Origin of the sequence: Micromonospora sp. NPDC023814 (genome assembly GCF_040639595.1) — a bacterium.
GTDB lineage: Bacteria > Actinomycetota > Actinomycetes > Mycobacteriales > Micromonosporaceae > Micromonospora.
Window position 1 is genome coordinate 61,984 of sequence record NZ_JBFAAF010000034.1, and the last position, 15,739, is coordinate 77,722.

Consider the following 15,739-nt stretch of genomic DNA (forward strand, 5'->3'; position numbering starts at 1 on the left):
CGGGCGTCGCGGCACCGCAGGCTCTCCCGCGCTCAAGGCGGGCACCCGGCGGGCGGGCGGGCCGACACGCAGGCCCGGCCGCCCACGGGGGGGGTCCACCAGGACGGCCCGGCCGCCCGCGGGGGTGGGGCCTACCGGGACGGCCGGGCCGATACGGCGCGGGGTACCGTCAGGACCAGCAACGACGCGGAGGGAGCGGAGCATGACCGAGGAACGCACCGACAACAAGCCGGCGGACGGCACCGAGTCGCACGACCCGGAGTTCCCGGAGGCGTTCCTGGAGTTCATGCGGCGGGGCTGGCACGACACCACGCTGCCGGTCGGCCCGCGGCCGGAGGTGCCGAACTACGCCAAGCGCCGTGCCGCGCTCTCGGCGGCCTTCCCGGGCGAGACCCTGGTGATCCCGACCGGTGGCGAGAAGGTACGCGCCAACGACACCACCTACCCGTTCCGGCCGGGCAGCGACTTCGCCTACCTGACGGGCGACCACGATCCGGACAGCGTGCTCGTGCTGCGGCCGAACGGGTCCGGCCACGACGCCACGCTGTACATGCGTCCCCGGTCGTCCCGGCAGAACGACGAGTTCTTCCGCAGCCGGCACGGCGAGCTGTGGGTCGGCCGGCGGCACACGCTGACGGAGAAGTCGACCGAGCTGGGTCTGCCGACCGCCGACCTGACCGAGCTGGACGCGGCGCTGGCCGACCTGGCGCCGGGGCGTACCCGCGTGCTGCGCGGCTTCGACGCGCGGGTGGACGCGGCCGTACGCCCGTACGACGGCCCCCGCGCGGAGGGCCAGCCGGCGCGCGACTGGGAGCTGGCGGTCACGATCGCGGAGCACAAGCTGGTCAAGGACGAGTGGGAGATCGCCCAGCTCCAGGACGCGATCGACGCCACGGTGCGGGGCTTCGAGGACGTGGCCCGGGTGCTGCCGGCGGACCGGGGTGTCTCCGAGCGTCTGCTGGAGGGGGTCTTCGCCCTGCGCGCCCGGCACGACGGCAACGACGTCGGCTACGGCTCGATCGTCGGCGCGGGCGAGCACGCGACGATCCTGCACTGGGTGCACAACAACGGCGCCACCCGCCCGGGTGAGCTGCTGCTGATGGACATGGGCGTGGAGAACCGCAACCTCTACACCGCCGACGTGACGCGGGTGCTGCCGGTCAACGGCCGGTTCACCCCGTTGCAGCGCCAGGTCTACGACGTGGTGCACACCGCGCAGCAGGCCGGCATCGACGTGATCAGGCCGGGGGTCAGGTTCCGCGACGTGCACCTGACCTGCATGCGGGCCCTCACCGAGGGCCTGGCCGACCTGGGCCTGCTCCCGGTGAGCGTGGACGAGGCGATGGACGAGAAGTCGACGATCTACCGGCGCTGGACGCTGCACGGTTTCGGCCACATGCTCGGCATCGACGTGCACGACTGCTCCGACGCCCGCAAGGAGAAGTACCGGGACGGCGTCCTGGGCGAGGGCTACGTGCTCACCGTCGAGCCGGGGCTCTACTTCCAGCCGGAGGACGAGCTGGTCCCCGAGGAGCTGCGCGGCATCGGCGTGCGGATCGAGGACGACATCCTGGTCACCGCCACCGGCGCGGTCAACCTCTCCGCCGGGCTGCCGCGCCGGGCCGACGAGGTGGAGACCTGGCTGGCCGAGCAGCGCGAGGCGGGGCCGCGCCTGCCGGGCTGATCCGAGGGTACGACCACACGACGGGCCCCGCCCGCCGGCACGCGACGTTTCGGCGTCGCTGTTCCGGTGGGCGGGGCCCGTCGTTCTTCGCCCTGGTCAGAGCCCAATTCACCCGGCCACCCGGTTGCCCCCGTTCCCTGCCGGATCCGAGGCGAATGTGGGCTTTTTTCAGATACGTCCTTGTCGCGAGGATCCTTCTCATACGGTGGTCATCAGAGGCTGCAACCCATTTGTAGCTGGTCGCTCCGCTTCGGGCGGTGCGGCCCCCTTGGTAGCAGGAAAGGGCGGAAGGCTCTGATGTCCGATGACGTAACGACACCTGACGGTGGCCCGCCCGCGGGCACACCGACGCGGGAGCGGCGCAAACTCTGGGTTGCCGCCGGCGTGGCCGGGCTCACCGGCGTCGTCGGCCTGGCGGCGCTGGGTGGCCTGGCCTCCAGTGACGACAAGTCCGGCGACGCCGACCGGCTCTCCGACGCGCGGTCGACGGCACCCAGGCAGAACGTCAGCGACGCCGGCAAGGCCGACAAGGCCGGCGGCGAGAAGACCGGCCAGGGCGAGGACGACTGGTCCGGTGGCGACTGGAGCGGCCAGGGCGACCGGAAACAGGGCAACCGGAAGCACGACGACCGGGAGAAGGAGGTGCCCTGCGACACCGACAGGCTCATCCAGGCGATCACGGACGCGAACAAGAACCACGGCGCGACGCTGAAGCTCGCCAAGCACTGCACCTACGAGCTGACCCGCAGCGAGCACGGCAACGGCCTGCCGGTGATCAAGGAGCCGATCGTCCTCAAGGGCGACGACACCAAGATCGTCCGGGCCGCCGCCACCGAGCGCTTCCGGATCCTGAACGTCGGCAGCAGCGGTCACCTGACGCTGAAGAACGTGACCATCAAGGGCGGGCAGACCGTCGCCCGCAAGATGGTCTCTTCGCCGGCGCCACCGCCCGGGGCGACGTTCGGGCTGTCGGGCTCGACCACCGCCGCCGCGACCCCGGCCCGACCGGCCATGGCGGCACCCACGCCGTCGGCAGCCGCACCGGGGAAGCCGGCCACTCTCGCCGAGCCGGCCACGGCGGAGGCGCAGCCCGACGGCACGGCGACGGCCGCGCCCGGTGTGGTCAGCGCCGACGGAGCGGGCCTCCTCGTCCAGCGAGGCGGCCATGCCGACATCGAGCACAGCACGTTCGTGCAGAACCAGGCGGGCGGGAACGGCGGGGGGATCGCCAACCTCGGCACCACGAACGTCCGCCACACCTCGGTGGAGAACAACAGCGCCGACGGCTTCGGCGGCGGCATCTTCAACGTCGGGGTGCTGCGGGTCGAGGAGTCGAAGGTGACGTACGACAGCGCCGGGCTGGGCGGCGGTGGCATCGCCAACGGCACGAGTGCGAGCGGCGACACGGCCGGCGGCGGCACCGTCTGGGTGTGGAAGAGCACGATCAGCCACAACCGGACCGCCGGCCTCGGCGGGGGCGTCTTCGACAACGACGGCGAGACCACGATCACGCAGAGCCACATCACCGACAACGTCGGCCGTACGGACGTCGGTGGCGTGATCGCCCTCCACGACAGCCGGCTGAGCCTGGAACACGTCGTGGTGGCAAAGAACCACACCGAGGGCGAAGGCGGTGGCGTCGGGGTCGGCAGGGACTCCCACGCCGTGATCGAGTACAGCGCGATCAAGGAGAACGTCGCCGAGGGGTTTGGTGGCGGTGGCGTCTACACCGACGACTTCGGCACCACCACCCTGCGGGACACCGAGGTCGTGGCGAACCAGGCGGTCAGCCCGGGCGCGGTGGGCGGCGGCATCGTGAACGACTTCGGCACGACGAGACTGGTCGGGACGAAGGTGGCGCACAACGTCGCCACCGAGCCGCCGGGCGGCGTCTGGACCAACAACAACCGCGTCTTCATCGACCGGAAGTCGGCCGTCACCGACAACCGGCCGACGAACTGCCAGGGCAGCCCGGTCATCCCGGACCGCTGCTTCGGCTGAACACCGGACAGCACCACCACATAGCGAGGGCTCCTCCGCGCCGCCCCGGCGGCCCGGAGGGGCCCTCGCCATCCGCCTGGGCCTCTTGACCGTTCCCGCGCCGATCTGGACGGTCTGCGCCGACTACGTACCGTAGCCGAGCGCCTCACCTACCGGCACCAGTGCGACCGATCGGCCCGCCCAGGCCATCCAGACCGGGCACGAGGGACCCGTACCGAATGTGGGGTTCTTTCGGATATGCCTTCGAGGTGAGGAAGATTCTCATACTGTCTGGTTCGGGAGCTACAACCGATTTGTAGCAGGGGACGCTCGCCTGTGGCGCCGCGACCCTGTCTGGTACTAGGAGAGGGCAGAGAGCTCCGATGTCCAACTACCTAACGAACAACGACTCCGAGCAGCCGGCGGCGCAGAAGCGTCGCCGCAAGCTCTGGCTCGCCAGCGGTGTGGCCGGGTTGACCGGCGTGGTCAGCATTGCCGCCGTGGGTGTGGCCACCGGCGCCGGCGCCGTCGGCGCGGACGCCCTGAACTGGTCCACCGCCCAGGTCACCAAGGACGGCGACCAGGGCCGCGAGGGCGACCAGGGTCGCGAGGGCAAGGAGGACCGGGACCGGCACGACAAGGACCGGGACCACAAGGACCGCGGGAGGGAGGTGCCCTGCGACTCCGACAGGCTGATCCAGGCGATCATCTTCGCCAACAACAACCACGGCGGCGAGTTCAAGCTCGCCAAGGACTGCACCTACAAGCTGACCCGCTCGGACAATCACGGCAACGGCCTGCCCGTGATCAAGGAGAAGATCACGCTCAAGGGTCACAACACCAAGATCGAACGGGACGCCACCGCCGAGCAGTTCCGGATCTTCAACGTCGGCAGCGGCGGCGACCTGACGCTCAAGGGCCTGACCATCAAGAACGGCCAGACCGTCGAGCGCAAGAAGGAGCCGCGGATGACGCCGGAGGCGGTGTGGTCGCGGTACGCCAACTCGGTCGAGGCGGCCGCCGCGGCCCAGGCCGGCAAGCCGTACCTGGAGCTGCTCCAGGCCGCACCCAAGGGCGCGGCGGCGGCGAACGCCAACGCCGCGCCCGGCGCCGAGGCCGCCGCCGAGGAGAAGCAGAAGAAGAAGCAGACGCACGACGGGGCCGGCATCCTGGTGCAGCCAGGCGGCAAGGCCGACCTTGAGAAGACCCACGTCGTGGGCAACCAGTCGGGTGGCAACGGTGGCGGCATCGCCAACTACGGCAAGGCCAACCTGCGCCACACGACCGTCGAGGACAACACCGCCTTCCTCTTCGGCGGCGGCATCTTCAACGCCGGCCTGCTCAAGGTCGAAGAGTCCAAGGTGACGCACAACCAGGCCATCATCGGCGGCGGCGGCATCGCCAACGGCGCCCCGGAGTTGCACCGGCACGACGACATCGACGGCGGCACCGTCTGGGTCGACAAGAGCGAGATCAGCCGCAACGAGACGCTCGGCTTCGGCGGCGGCCTGCTCGACATCGAGGGCGACACCACCGTCAACGACTCCAGGATCACCGACAACTTCGCGGGGGTCGCGGGTGGCGGCATCGCGACGGCCGAGAGCCAGCTCGACCTGAAGCACGTCCTGGTCGCCAAGAACACCACCGTCGGCGTGGGCGGCGGCCTCGCGCTCGGCTTCGGCACCAACGCCACGGTCGAGAAGAGCGAGATCGCGGAGAACGTCGCCGGGTTCTTCGGTGGCGGCGTGTTCAACCTGTTCAGCCAGGTCACGTTCCGCGACAGTGCGATCGTCCGGAACCGGGCCGTCGGCCCGATCGGCATCGCCGGCGGCATCTTCAACGTCCGCGGCGAGGTCAACCTGCACGACACGAAGGTGGCGGACAACTTCTCCACCTTGAAGCCGGGCGGCATCTTCAACTACCAGGGCGACGTCGACGTGGACGACAAGTCGGCGATCAGGGGCAACAAGCCGACCAACTGCGAGGGCAGCCCCACTCCGGTGGAGAACTGCTTCGGCTGATCACCTTCGGTTGACGTGCGGCCGGCGCCACCGGCACCGGCCGCACGGACCGGACGAACACCGAACCGGCCCCCTCCCGCACTCGCGGGAGGGGGCCGGTTCGCGTCGCGCGTCAGCTCTGCACGAACACCGCCACACTGCGGGCCGGCACCGTGAACGTGCCGCTCGCCCGGTCGAACGAGGCCGTGCGCAGCGCCTCGTCCGCCGAGGTCCGCAGCACCGGGTGCAGCGCCACGTCCGCCCCACGCAGCCCGGTCAGCTGCTGCGTCGCCGCCTCCGCGGTGGCGTTGAAGACCACCGTCACCGACTTCCAGCGCCCGTCGAGGCCGCGGCCGTCGAGCGTCATGGTGAGCACGCCGGGCGTCTCGGCCGCGCCGGAGAGCGGGAAGGCGACCCGCTTCTGCACCTGCTCCGCCGTGGCCAGCCCGAAGACCGGCGAGGAGGCCCGGATCCTCAGCAGCTCGGCGTACCGGGCGTCGGTCATGGTGATCGCCGCGCAGTCCGGCACCAGGGCCGGATCGGCCAGCAGCGGCTTGGCGTACGGCCACTTGTCCCGGTTGTCCTGCGCGGGCGGCAGCCCGGCGCCGAACCCGTTGCCCTGGGCGCAGTCCCAGCGGATCTGGTTGAACCAGTCACCCGAGTTGTACGAGTTGCGGTCCAGCGACTTCGAGCGCAGCCGCTCGGTGCCGGTGGTGACGAACCCGGGACCCTGCCCCATCACCACGGTGCTCAGCGCCAGCACCTGCATCCGGGCCCGGTCCGCCGCCGGGGTGTCCTGCGGCAGCTTGTACGCCAGCGCGTCGTACAGGATCTCGTTGTCGTGCGCGTCGACGTAGGTGACCGCCTCCCCGGGCGCGGCGGTGTAGCCGGCGGGCGAGCCGTTGTAGTCGACCTGGCCGCCGGTGACCTGCCGGCCGGCGGAGTCGGTGAACCGGTAGCCGCGCAGGTTGCCGGTGAGCCCCACCTTGATCAGGTCGTGCTGGTGCAGCAGGCGGGCCCGCTGCTCGGCCGCGGACCCGTTCACCGGATCACCGTTGGGGTCGGTGAACAGGCCGGAGGCGAAGCCCTGCACCCGCGGGTTGGCGTCGAACGGCCCGCCGCCGCGCACCGCGTCGCGGAGCCGGTCGTTGAAGGTGCCGATCCCGGTGCCGGCCATGTTGGCCTGGGTGGCCTGCACGAACCGGGCGTCGCCGGCGACCTCGCCGAAGTTCCAGCCCTCGCCGTAGAGCAGGATCTTCTTCCCGTCCACGCCGTCGCGGGCCACGGTCAGCTCGTCGAGCGCCTTCCGCACGGCCAGGATGTTCGCCTTCGGGTGGTGGCCCATCAGGTCGAACCGGAAGCCGTCCACCTTGTACGCCCTGGCCCAGGTGACCAGCGAGTCCACCACGAGCTTGCCCATCATGGCGTGCTCCGGGGCGGTGTTGGCGCAGCAGGTCGAGTTGGCGACGCTGCCGTCCTCCAGCAGCCGGTGGTAGTAGCCGGGCACGACCTGGTCGAGCACCGACTTCGGGTCGGCGCCCGCCGCCGACGTGTGGTTGTAGACGACGTCCATCACCACGCGCAGCCCGGCGCCGTTGACCCCGGCCACCATCTGCCGGAACTCCGTGGTGCGCTTCGCCCCCGCCGGGTCCACGGCGTAGCCGCCCTCCGGCACGGTGTAGTGCAGCGGGTCGTACCCCCAGTTGTAGCCGTCGGTGTCCGCCACCGCCGCGACGCACTGCTGCTGCTCCTCGGAGTCCGGCGGCAGCGCGGCCAGGTCGCAGCCGGGCTGCCGCTGGTCGGCGCGGCGCTCGGGGATGGTCGCGAAGTCGAACGCGGGCAGCAGGTGCAGGTGCGTCACCCCGGCGTCGCCGAGCGCCTTGAGGTGCGTCATGCCGGCGGTCCGGGGGTCGGTGAAGGCGAGGTAGGTGCCCCGTCGTTCGGCCGGCACGGTGGTGTCGGCGACGGAGAAGTCCCGCACGGACAGCTCGGAGATCTGCACCTTCGTCGACGGCACGGCCGCCGGCTTGTGCAGCGTCGCCCAGCCGGCCGGCGCGAGCGCCGGGTCGGCCAGGTCCACGATCTGGCTGTGCGTGGAGTTCGGCGCCAGCGCCAGCGAGTACGGGTCGGTCACCGCGGCGGTGACCATCTGCTGCGTCGCGGGCTGCCAGGCCTGCACCTGGTAGCGGTAGTACTTGCCGTGCCAGTCGCGGGCGCCGCGCACCGACCAGACGCCGGTGCGGTCGTCGCGGCGCATCGCCACCGCCTTCGGCTGCCCGGTCGGCGAGTCGAAGAGCTGGAGCGACACCTGCCGCGCCGTCGGCGCCCAGACCGCGAGCGTCGGCACCCTGCCGGAGAAGGTCGGCCCGAGCTTCGCGTCGGTGGCCCGGGCGTAGACGTCGTCGAGCACCCCGGGGATCTGCACGCCGGTCGCGGCGAGCAGGTTGCCCTCCGCGTCCCGCTCGGTCACCAGGAGCTGCCCGCGCAGGGCCGCGGGAACCTTGGCCAGGTCCCGCCGGTCCAGGGCGAAGGTCCGGTACGCCCACAGATGCGGGAAGGCCGCGCGCTGGGCATCGGTGAGGCCGTTGCGCTGCGCCGTCAACGGCAGCGTGGTGTACGTGCCGGTCAGCTCGCCGTCGGCGACGGCGACCCCGCCGGCTGGGGCGGCGACCAGGGCGTATGTCCTGCCGTCGGTGGGCCCGGTCTGCCAGGCGACGGTCGAGCGGTCGATCCAGTGCGCCTTCTGCCTGGTGATGTCGACGTCCCGGGCGGTGCCGGACGCGGTGGACGGCAGCAGCCGCCCGGGTGTGGAGGCGAGCAGCCACACCTCGCGGCCGGCGGTGGCGAAGTCGAGCCGCTGGTCCTCCGGCAGGTCCTTCTCGTCCCCGGAGTGGATGATGTAGCTCAGCCCGGTGGCTCCGGCTGCGAGGGGCACCCGGAACACCGCGCCGAAGGCGTCGACGCTGGTGGGTGCCATCGGCTTGGCCCAGTCGGTCGGGTTGGCGGCGCCGTCCCAGAGGTGCAGGCCCCAGCCGTCGTAGTTGCCGTCGGCGCGGCGGTAGTGGATGACGGCGGTGCCCTCCTCGACCGGCGGATCGGGCTCGCCGGTGGCGGCCTGCCGGGTCGGATAGATCGCCGGGTCGCCCTGCTTGACCCAGATCTCGCCGGTCTGCGTCACGTCCATGGTGCGGTCCTGGCCGACGTCCTTGTTCCCGTTCCTGTCGACCACCAGGAAGCCGACCGACTTGGCGCCCGGCTTGAGCTTCACCCAGGCGAACCGGCCGTAGGAATCCTCGCCGGCGAACGGCTGTCCCTTGGGCCACTCGGTGGCGTACGCGGGGTCGATGTCGCCCCAGGCGTAGAGCCCCCAGTCGTCGTAGCCGCCGGCCGGGCGCTGGTAGTGCACCACCGCCCAGTCCCGGGAGGCGGACTGGGCCGGGGTGCCGACGGTGGCCGTGGACCGGGCCGTGGCGGTCCGGCCCCTGCCGTCGCGCACGACGGCCTTGTACTCGACGGTCGTACCGCCGGCCAGCCCGGTCAGGTCGTGGTGGACGGTGTACGGGGCCCGGTCGGCGCTGCCGAGCAGGGTCCACTTCCCGCCGGCGACCCGGGCGGCGACGGTGACGGCGGCCAGCGGGTCGCCGGTGACCTGGGCGGTGACGGCGGCCTTCGTGGCGACGGGCTCGCCGGGCGCCGGAGCGGTGATCGTGATCTTCGGCGCGGCGTCGGGCAGCGCGATCGGGGTGCCGGCCCGGTGCACCACCGCCGACAGCGGCGGCACGGTCAGGGTGAGCCTGCCGTCGTCGGCGGCGGCCGGGGCGGCCGAGCCGCCGTAGACGCCGGCGAAGGTGGCGCCGGCCGACCAGGTGTCCACGGTGACAGTCTGCGCGGTCGCGGCGTTGTTCACCGCGACGACGTACTCGGTGCGCTGCTTCGGGTCGATCCGGGAGAACGCGAAGACGCCGGGGCCGTCGGCGGCGTACCGGGTGACCTGGACGCCGTCGCGCAGGGCCGGGTGCGCCTGGCGCAGCGCGCCCAGCTCGGCGATGGCCCGGTAGAGCGGGTGCGTCGGGTCGAACTGGTCGACCGCGTGCGTCCGGTCGGTGCCGAGCAGGTCGTCGTCGAGGTAGTCGGGCGTGCGGGAGGCGAACATGTCCTGCCGGGCGTCCTTGTCGCCGCCCGGGCCGGTGAAGCCCTGCTCGTCGCCGGAGTAGACCACCGGCTGGCCCCGGGTGAGGAACATCAGCTCGTGGGCGAGCCGGTCGCGGCGCAGGTGGCTGGCCGGGTCGGTGCCGCCACCGGCGATGAACGAGCCGATCCGGCCCATGTCGTGGTTGCCGAGGAAGGTGGTCAGCCGCCGCGCGTCGGTGTCCCGGGAGCGGTAGAGGTCGTCGCGGGCGTACACGTCGGCGAGGGCCCTGGCGGAGCCGTCGCCGGCGGTGTAGCCGCGCGCCGCTTCCTGGAAGGCGAAGTCGAGGGTGGCCGGCAGGCCACCGCGCCGCACGTACGTCGAGGTGACCTCCGGGTCGGCGCTGTAGACCTCGCCGAACATGAAGAAGTCCCTCTTGCCCGCGCGGTCCGCGGCGCGCTCGATACCCTGGCTGAACTGCGGCCAGAAGTCGAGGTTGGCGTGCTTCACGGTGTCCAGCCGGAAGCCGTCGACACCGGTGGACTCCACCCACTCGGAGTAGACCTTCGTGAGCCCGCGCACCACCTCGGGGCGCTCGGTCCACAGGTCGTCGAGCCCGAAGAAGTCGCCGTACTCGCTGTTCTCCCCGGCGAAGGTGGAGTCACCCCGGTTGTGGTACATCGTCGGGTCGTTCAGCCACGCCGGGACCTTGACCTTCGCGTCGGCCGGGGTGTCGAACGTCGGGGTGTACGGGAACGACGTGGTGTCGACCTTCGGGAAGTCCCGGCTGCCGTCGGCGTAGTTGCGGTCCTCGAAGGCCCGCCCCTGTGCGTCGGTGTAGGGGGAGGTCGCCTTGTCCACGTAGGTGTACTTGTCCTCGGCGTACTTGATGACGTCGGCGGTGTGGTTGACGATGACGTCGAGGTAGACCTTGATCCCCCGCTGGTGGGCGAGCCTCACCAGCCGCTTCAGGTCGTCCCTGGTGCCGAAGTGCGGGTCGACCTGGGTGAAGTCGGTGATCCAGTAGCCGTGGTAGCCGGCCGAGACGTCGGACCCGGTGCCCTGCACGGGACGGTTCTTGAAGATCGGGGCGAGCCAGATGGCCGTCGTGCCCAGCCCCTGGATGTAGTCGAGCCGGTCCGTGACGCCCCTGAGGTCGCCGCCGTGGTAGAAGCCCTTGTCCTTCGGGTCCAGCCCCGTGGAGAGCCGTTCCCCGGTGGGGCCGCCGGCGTCGTTGCGCGGGTCGCCGTTGGCGAACCGGTCCGGCAGGACGAAGTAGAACTGCTCGGCACGGGCCTGGTTGCTGCCGGCCGCCAGCAGCGCCTCCGCCGGGGGCTCGGCACGCCACTGGGTGGCCCCGGCCGCGGCGAGCGGGCCGGTGCCGTCCGTGCCGTCGGTGGCATCGGCGCCGAGCTGGTGTACGGCGACCGGGGTGCCCACGAGGGTGAGGGTGAGCAGGGAGACGAGGACGAGCAGGGCCTTGCGCGGTATCGGCGGGGGTTTCATCGACGGCCTTCCTCTGGTCGCTGATTGGCCCGCACGCTAGCCCTTGCCGAAACATTCTGCAATACCTTGCAAACAGAGTCGCAACAAAGCAGTGCGCTTGCAAAAGCAGGGCCCGGCGCGTTCGCGCCGGGCCCTGCGAAACCGGTGCGCTACAGCCCGTGGCAGGCGACGCGGTCGACGGTGCAGCTTGCCGGGCGGCTGTCCGCGCGCTGGACGTAGAACCGCAGCGCCACCGACGCTCCCCCGGCCAGGTCCTGGCCGCTGCGGTAGGTGAAGCCGTCGTCGGTCCGGGTGGCCGTCCCCTGTGGCGCGCCCTCGATCCACGCGCTGCCCAGCCGACCGCCCGGGAAGGCGAGCCGGACCGTCCACGCCCGGCCGTCCCGGGAGGCGTTGCTGACCAGCACCTCGCCGACGAACCCGCCGTGGGACTCGTCCACCACCCGGTACCGCCCGCTCACCGGCGACGCGGTCGGCGGCAGCAGCAGCACCGCGTCCTCGTCTCCGCCAGGGGTCGGGGACGGCGTACGGCTGGAACGCGCCGGCGTGGGCCGGTCCGGAGTGGACCGGCTGGTGACGCGGCCGGACGGCGCGGGCGACGCCCGCCGCGACGGCGACGCGGCCGTGGCCGGCCCGCTCGGCGAGGGCCACTGGTCGGGCAGGGCGAGGGTCGGCTCGGGCGGGCCGGGCTGCGCGTCGAAGGCGGGGCTGCGCCCCCGGTAGGCGCCGAGCGCGATGACCAACAGCACCACCATCACCCCGGCGCCGACGGACACCACGATCCAGGGCGAGGACGCGATGACGGCCGTGCCGTAGGACTTGCTCGATGCTCGGCGCATGCCGGACATGCCCTCCTCCAGCAGTCGTCCGAAAAAGCGTAGCGGTCGCTGGCAAGGAGGTGGGGGCCGGAACGCGCCGCCGGACGGGGCGGTCAGGCGGCGCGCAGGACCGTGCAGATGACCGGGCCGTCGTCGGTGGCGCGCAGCAGGTAGCGGTAACGCTCGCCGGGCACCGCTCGACCCTGGCTGTCCAGGAACGCCCACTCGACGGCCACCATCGTCAGCAGTGCCGACATCGGCTGCACGTCCTCGATGGCCGCGTGCGCGGCGACCAGCTCGCGCTCCTGGTAGTCGGGGGCGGCGCCCACGAAGGACAGTGCCACCGCCGCCGGGGAGGTGAACGAGAAGCTGTACGTGTCGGCGACCACCAGCCCTGGCAGCGCGTAACAGCCGGCGATGGCGGGCAGGTCGCCGGTGGTCAGCGCCACGCCGTACCGGTCGAAGAAGTCGGTCAGCGTGTCGAGATCGGTGGAGGCTCTCACGGGGACAGCATTGCCTGTCGGCCACCGGGCCAAACCTCAGCGCGGCGGGACGCGCACCTCGATCTCGGCGCCGAGCCGGGCGTCGCCGGCCAGGCCGAGGTCGTCGCCGCTCCAGAACCGGCCCGGGTCGTACCAGTTCGGGCGCCGCCCGGCGGGGAGCAGCCCCATCGCCTCGTAGGTCACCGCGACGACCTCCGCGCAGTACGCCGTCTCCAGCGCGCGGTCGCGCACCGACGCCCCGGAACGGTCCCGGCCCCGCCCGGGCAGCGCCGGCACCCGCATCGCCGGCACCCGACCACGCACCCAGCGCCAGGCGAGCTGGGCGGTGGAGGGGAACGGCGTGCCGTCGAGCCGGGCGACGGTGCGCAGCACCGCGTTCTCCATCTCCGCGTCGGCCGGCGGGTCGAGCTGGCGCAGCCAGGCGCGCTGGCCGTACCGGTTGGCCCAGACGCAGACCGCGTCCCGCAGGTCGTGCAACTGCACGCCGCGCTGGTGGGTGCCGGACCACATGTCGGGCAGGGACCTGCCCAGCTCCGCGTGCCACATCAGGGGCGGCATGTCGTCCAGCACCACCGCCATGCCGACGTGGTTGACCGGGCTGTTGGTGGTCAACTGGATGGCCCGGTCCGGCACGCTGCGGCCCCGGAACACCCACACGTCGCCGGTGCGGGTCAGCTCCACTGCCTCGTCCAGGCTGATGCTCATGGGGGTCTACCCTAGGCCGATGCGGCAACGGATGCGGTGGTGGAAGGTGCTCGGGCTCGCGGGTCTCGCCGGCGTCGCGGCGACCGGCGTGGTGATCGCGCGGGCGGAACGGCGGCGCCGGGCGTACACCCCGGAGGAGATCCGGGCCCGGCTGCGCGACCGGCACGCGGAGGCGACGGCGCCCGCCGACGACGCGCGCTGACGACCGGCGGGCGTCAGCTCTCGTCGTGGTGGTTGCGGTCCCAGCGACCGCCGACCGGCGGGGTGTCGAGCCGCACCGGCCCGACCGCGTTGCCGGCGAAGTCGTTGTCCTCGATCCGGCAGGACCCGCAACTGCCGTCGGGCGTGATCCAGAACGCGTGGGTCTGGGTCTGCTCGTCGCGGTGGTCCCAGACGCGGTTGCCCCGCACCATGGCGGAGTCGACCGCCGCGTCGCGCGGCCAGTGCGCCGTCTGGTCGGTCACCGACCGGTCGTGGTAGCGCACCGACTCGCCCCCGCCGGCCGCGGCCGGGGCGCACCGCCGACCGTTGCTGCGGATGCGGTTGTTCACCACCACCGCGTCGGTCATCGGCCGGTCGATCCGGATCGCGTCCAGGCCGTTGTCCCAGAACTCGTTGCTGTCGACGACCACGTCCGCCGCCGCGCCCCGGTAGCCGTGCCCGAGGTCGTGCTCGTGGTGGCCGTACCCTCCGTTGGCGCTGATCCGGTTCCCACGGATCGTGTACGGGCCCGGCGTGTTGCCGATGCTGACCCCGTCGCGGACGTTGCGGTCGATGACGCAGTCGGTGAGGATCCCGCCGCGGCCCGCGACCCCCGCCGTGCCGTTGGCGGAGACGTCGAAGCCGGCTTCCAGGTTGCCGGTGAGAGGGTGCAGGCGGAGACGATCAGGCCGTCGGCGCCCCAGTCGGAGATGCCGAAGCGGTTGGCCTGGCTGTGGCAGCCGATGATGCGGTAGCCGCGCGGCGGCGTCCAGTAGTCCTTCTGCAGTTCGAGGAAGATCCCGTTGGTGCCGTTGCCGACGGTCGTGCAGTTGGCGATGGTGAGCCGCTCCACCTCGCCCCACCCGCCGATGCCGACGCCGATGCCGGCCCCGCCCATCTCCTCGCCGTTGTCCAGGCGACCGCAGCCGACCACGACCACCCCGTCGATGAGGCTGTCCTGGAGGAAGTCGCAGCCGAGGCCGGTCGCCCCGGTGTGGTGGATGTAGAGGTTGCGGAAGACGCCGCGCACGACGTACTGGAGGCCGAGCCCCTTGGCGAGGTAGCTGTACTCGACCATCGCCACCCCGGAGCCGTCGATCTCGAAGTCGGCGAAGGTGCAGTCGGCGATGTGCCGGTCGCGGTTCGCGCCGTGCTGCACGGTGGTCCAGAAGGCCAGCGGCGTCGGCTCCGCCCGGTTCCCTTCGTTGCTCAGCAGGAACCGGGTCGCTCCGGGGCCCGCGCCGATCAGCGACACACCACTGCGCCACACCGTGCCCGCGTCCCGGATCGAGTAGATCCCCGGCGGGCAGTAGATCACCCGGGCCCGCCCGTCGGCGGCGTACCCCTCGCCGAGGCGGTCCACCAGGGCGGACAGCGCCGGCTGGTCGTTCGTCACGCCGTCGCCGCGCAGCCCGTACTCGCGCGCGTCGCACCACAGGGGCGCCCCGGCGACCGGGGTGAGCCGCTGTGGGACGGCGGTGGACAGGCTCCGGCGCGGCATCGACCCCTCCTCCTCGGCGTGCGGCGGGTGCACTCCGAGCAGGCCGCATTCCCGGCGGCTAGTGTCCCGAGTCGTTGATTCATTGCTAGATTGATGGCGTGGGTGATGGTCGTGGTCCGAAGTTGGCGTTGCTGGCGTTGACCGCTGAGGAGCGGGACGTGTTGCAGGGCTGGGCTCGTCGTGGGAAGACGGCGCAGGCGTTGGCGTTGCGGGCGCGGATCGTGTTGGCGTGTGCGGATGGCTTGTCCAACAGCGAGGTCTCGCGGCGACTCGGGGCGTCGCTACCGACGGTCGGTAAGTGGCGCAAGCGGTTCATCACGCAGCGGCTGGCGGGGTTGCAGGACGAGGCTCGTCCTGGCGCACCGCGGAAGATCACCGACGCGCAGGTCGAGGCGGTCATCGTCAAGACCCTTGAGGAGAAGCCGTCCGATCGGGACAGCCATTGGTCGACTCGGTCGATGGCGAAGGCGACCGGGCTCAACCAGACGGCCGTGTCGCGGATCTGGCGGGCGTTTGGGCTCAAGCCTCACCTGGTGGACACCTGGAAGCTGTCCACCGATCCGTTGTTCATCGACAAGGTCCGTGACGTGGTCGGGTTGTACCTCGATCCGCCGGACAAGGCAATGGTCCTCGCGGTCGACGAGAAGTCCCAGATGCAGGCCCTCGATCGCACCGCGCCGATGCTGCCGATGATGCCCGGTGTGCCTGAGCGCCG

At 71.9% G+C, this 15,739-nt stretch carries 9 protein-coding genes and 1 pseudogene; 5 read left to right on the top strand and 5 right to left on the bottom strand.

Annotation, left to right across the window (positions count from 1 at the left end; translation table 11 throughout):
* Positions 1-202: 202 nt before the first annotated feature.
* From AB0G14_RS19785 to AB0G14_RS19795, 3 genes are all read left to right on the top strand, one after another.
* Positions 203-1,684 carry an aminopeptidase P family protein gene (locus tag AB0G14_RS19785; RefSeq protein ID WP_357699319.1) on the top strand — a complete coding sequence of 494 codons (1,482 nt, stop codon included), beginning with the start codon at positions 203-205 and terminating at the stop codon, positions 1,682-1,684.
* A gap of 297 nt (positions 1,685-1,981) precedes the next feature.
* Positions 1,982-3,685, top strand: coding sequence for a right-handed parallel beta-helix repeat-containing protein (locus AB0G14_RS19790; protein WP_357699321.1), 1,704 nt, complete (start codon positions 1,982-1,984; stop codon positions 3,683-3,685).
* 362 nt (positions 3,686-4,047) lie between these two features.
* The gene (locus AB0G14_RS19795) at positions 4,048-5,685 is read left to right on the top strand and encodes a hypothetical protein (protein WP_357699323.1); all 1,638 of its coding nucleotides are present in this window, start codon (positions 4,048-4,050) and stop codon (positions 5,683-5,685) included.
* A 112-nt stretch (positions 5,686-5,797) separates the two neighbouring features.
* On the opposite strand, the gene pulA is transcribed toward AB0G14_RS19795, so the two are convergent.
* The 4 genes from pulA to AB0G14_RS19815 form a co-directional block, all read right to left on the bottom strand.
* Entirely contained in the window at positions 5,798-11,299 is a 5,502-nt protein-coding gene (pulA, locus tag AB0G14_RS19800) for a pullulanase-type alpha-1,6-glucosidase (RefSeq protein WP_357699325.1), read from the bottom strand.
* Positions 11,300-11,448: 149 nt separating this feature from the next.
* Positions 11,449-12,144 (bottom strand): cellulose-binding protein, encoded by a 696-nt coding sequence (locus tag AB0G14_RS19805; RefSeq protein ID WP_357699327.1) that lies wholly within the window; start codon positions 12,142-12,144, stop codon positions 11,449-11,451.
* Positions 12,145-12,227: 83 nt separating this feature from the next.
* Entirely contained in the window at positions 12,228-12,617 is a 390-nt protein-coding gene (locus AB0G14_RS19810; RefSeq protein ID WP_357699329.1) for a hypothetical protein, read from the bottom strand.
* 36 nt (positions 12,618-12,653) lie between these two features.
* A complete protein-coding gene (locus AB0G14_RS19815) occupies positions 12,654-13,322 on the bottom strand; it encodes a hypothetical protein (RefSeq protein WP_357699331.1) in 669 nt (222 codons plus the stop codon).
* A 19-nt stretch (positions 13,323-13,341) separates the two neighbouring features.
* Between AB0G14_RS19815 and AB0G14_RS19820 the strand changes: the two genes are divergently transcribed.
* Positions 13,342-13,524, top strand: a complete 183-nt coding sequence (locus AB0G14_RS19820) for a hypothetical protein (protein ID WP_357699343.1) — start codon at positions 13,342-13,344, stop codon at positions 13,522-13,524.
* 13 nt (positions 13,525-13,537) lie between these two features.
* On the opposite strand, the pseudogene AB0G14_RS19825 reads toward AB0G14_RS19820, so the two are convergent.
* Positions 13,538-15,024, bottom strand: a pseudogene (locus AB0G14_RS19825) (right-handed parallel beta-helix repeat-containing protein).
* A 98-nt stretch (positions 15,025-15,122) separates the two neighbouring features.
* On the opposite strand from AB0G14_RS19825, the gene AB0G14_RS19830 reads away from it, so the two are divergent.
* Positions 15,123-15,739, top strand: a 617-nt coding sequence (locus AB0G14_RS19830) for an IS630 family transposase (protein WP_357699333.1), incomplete at its 3' end; no start/stop codon positions are given.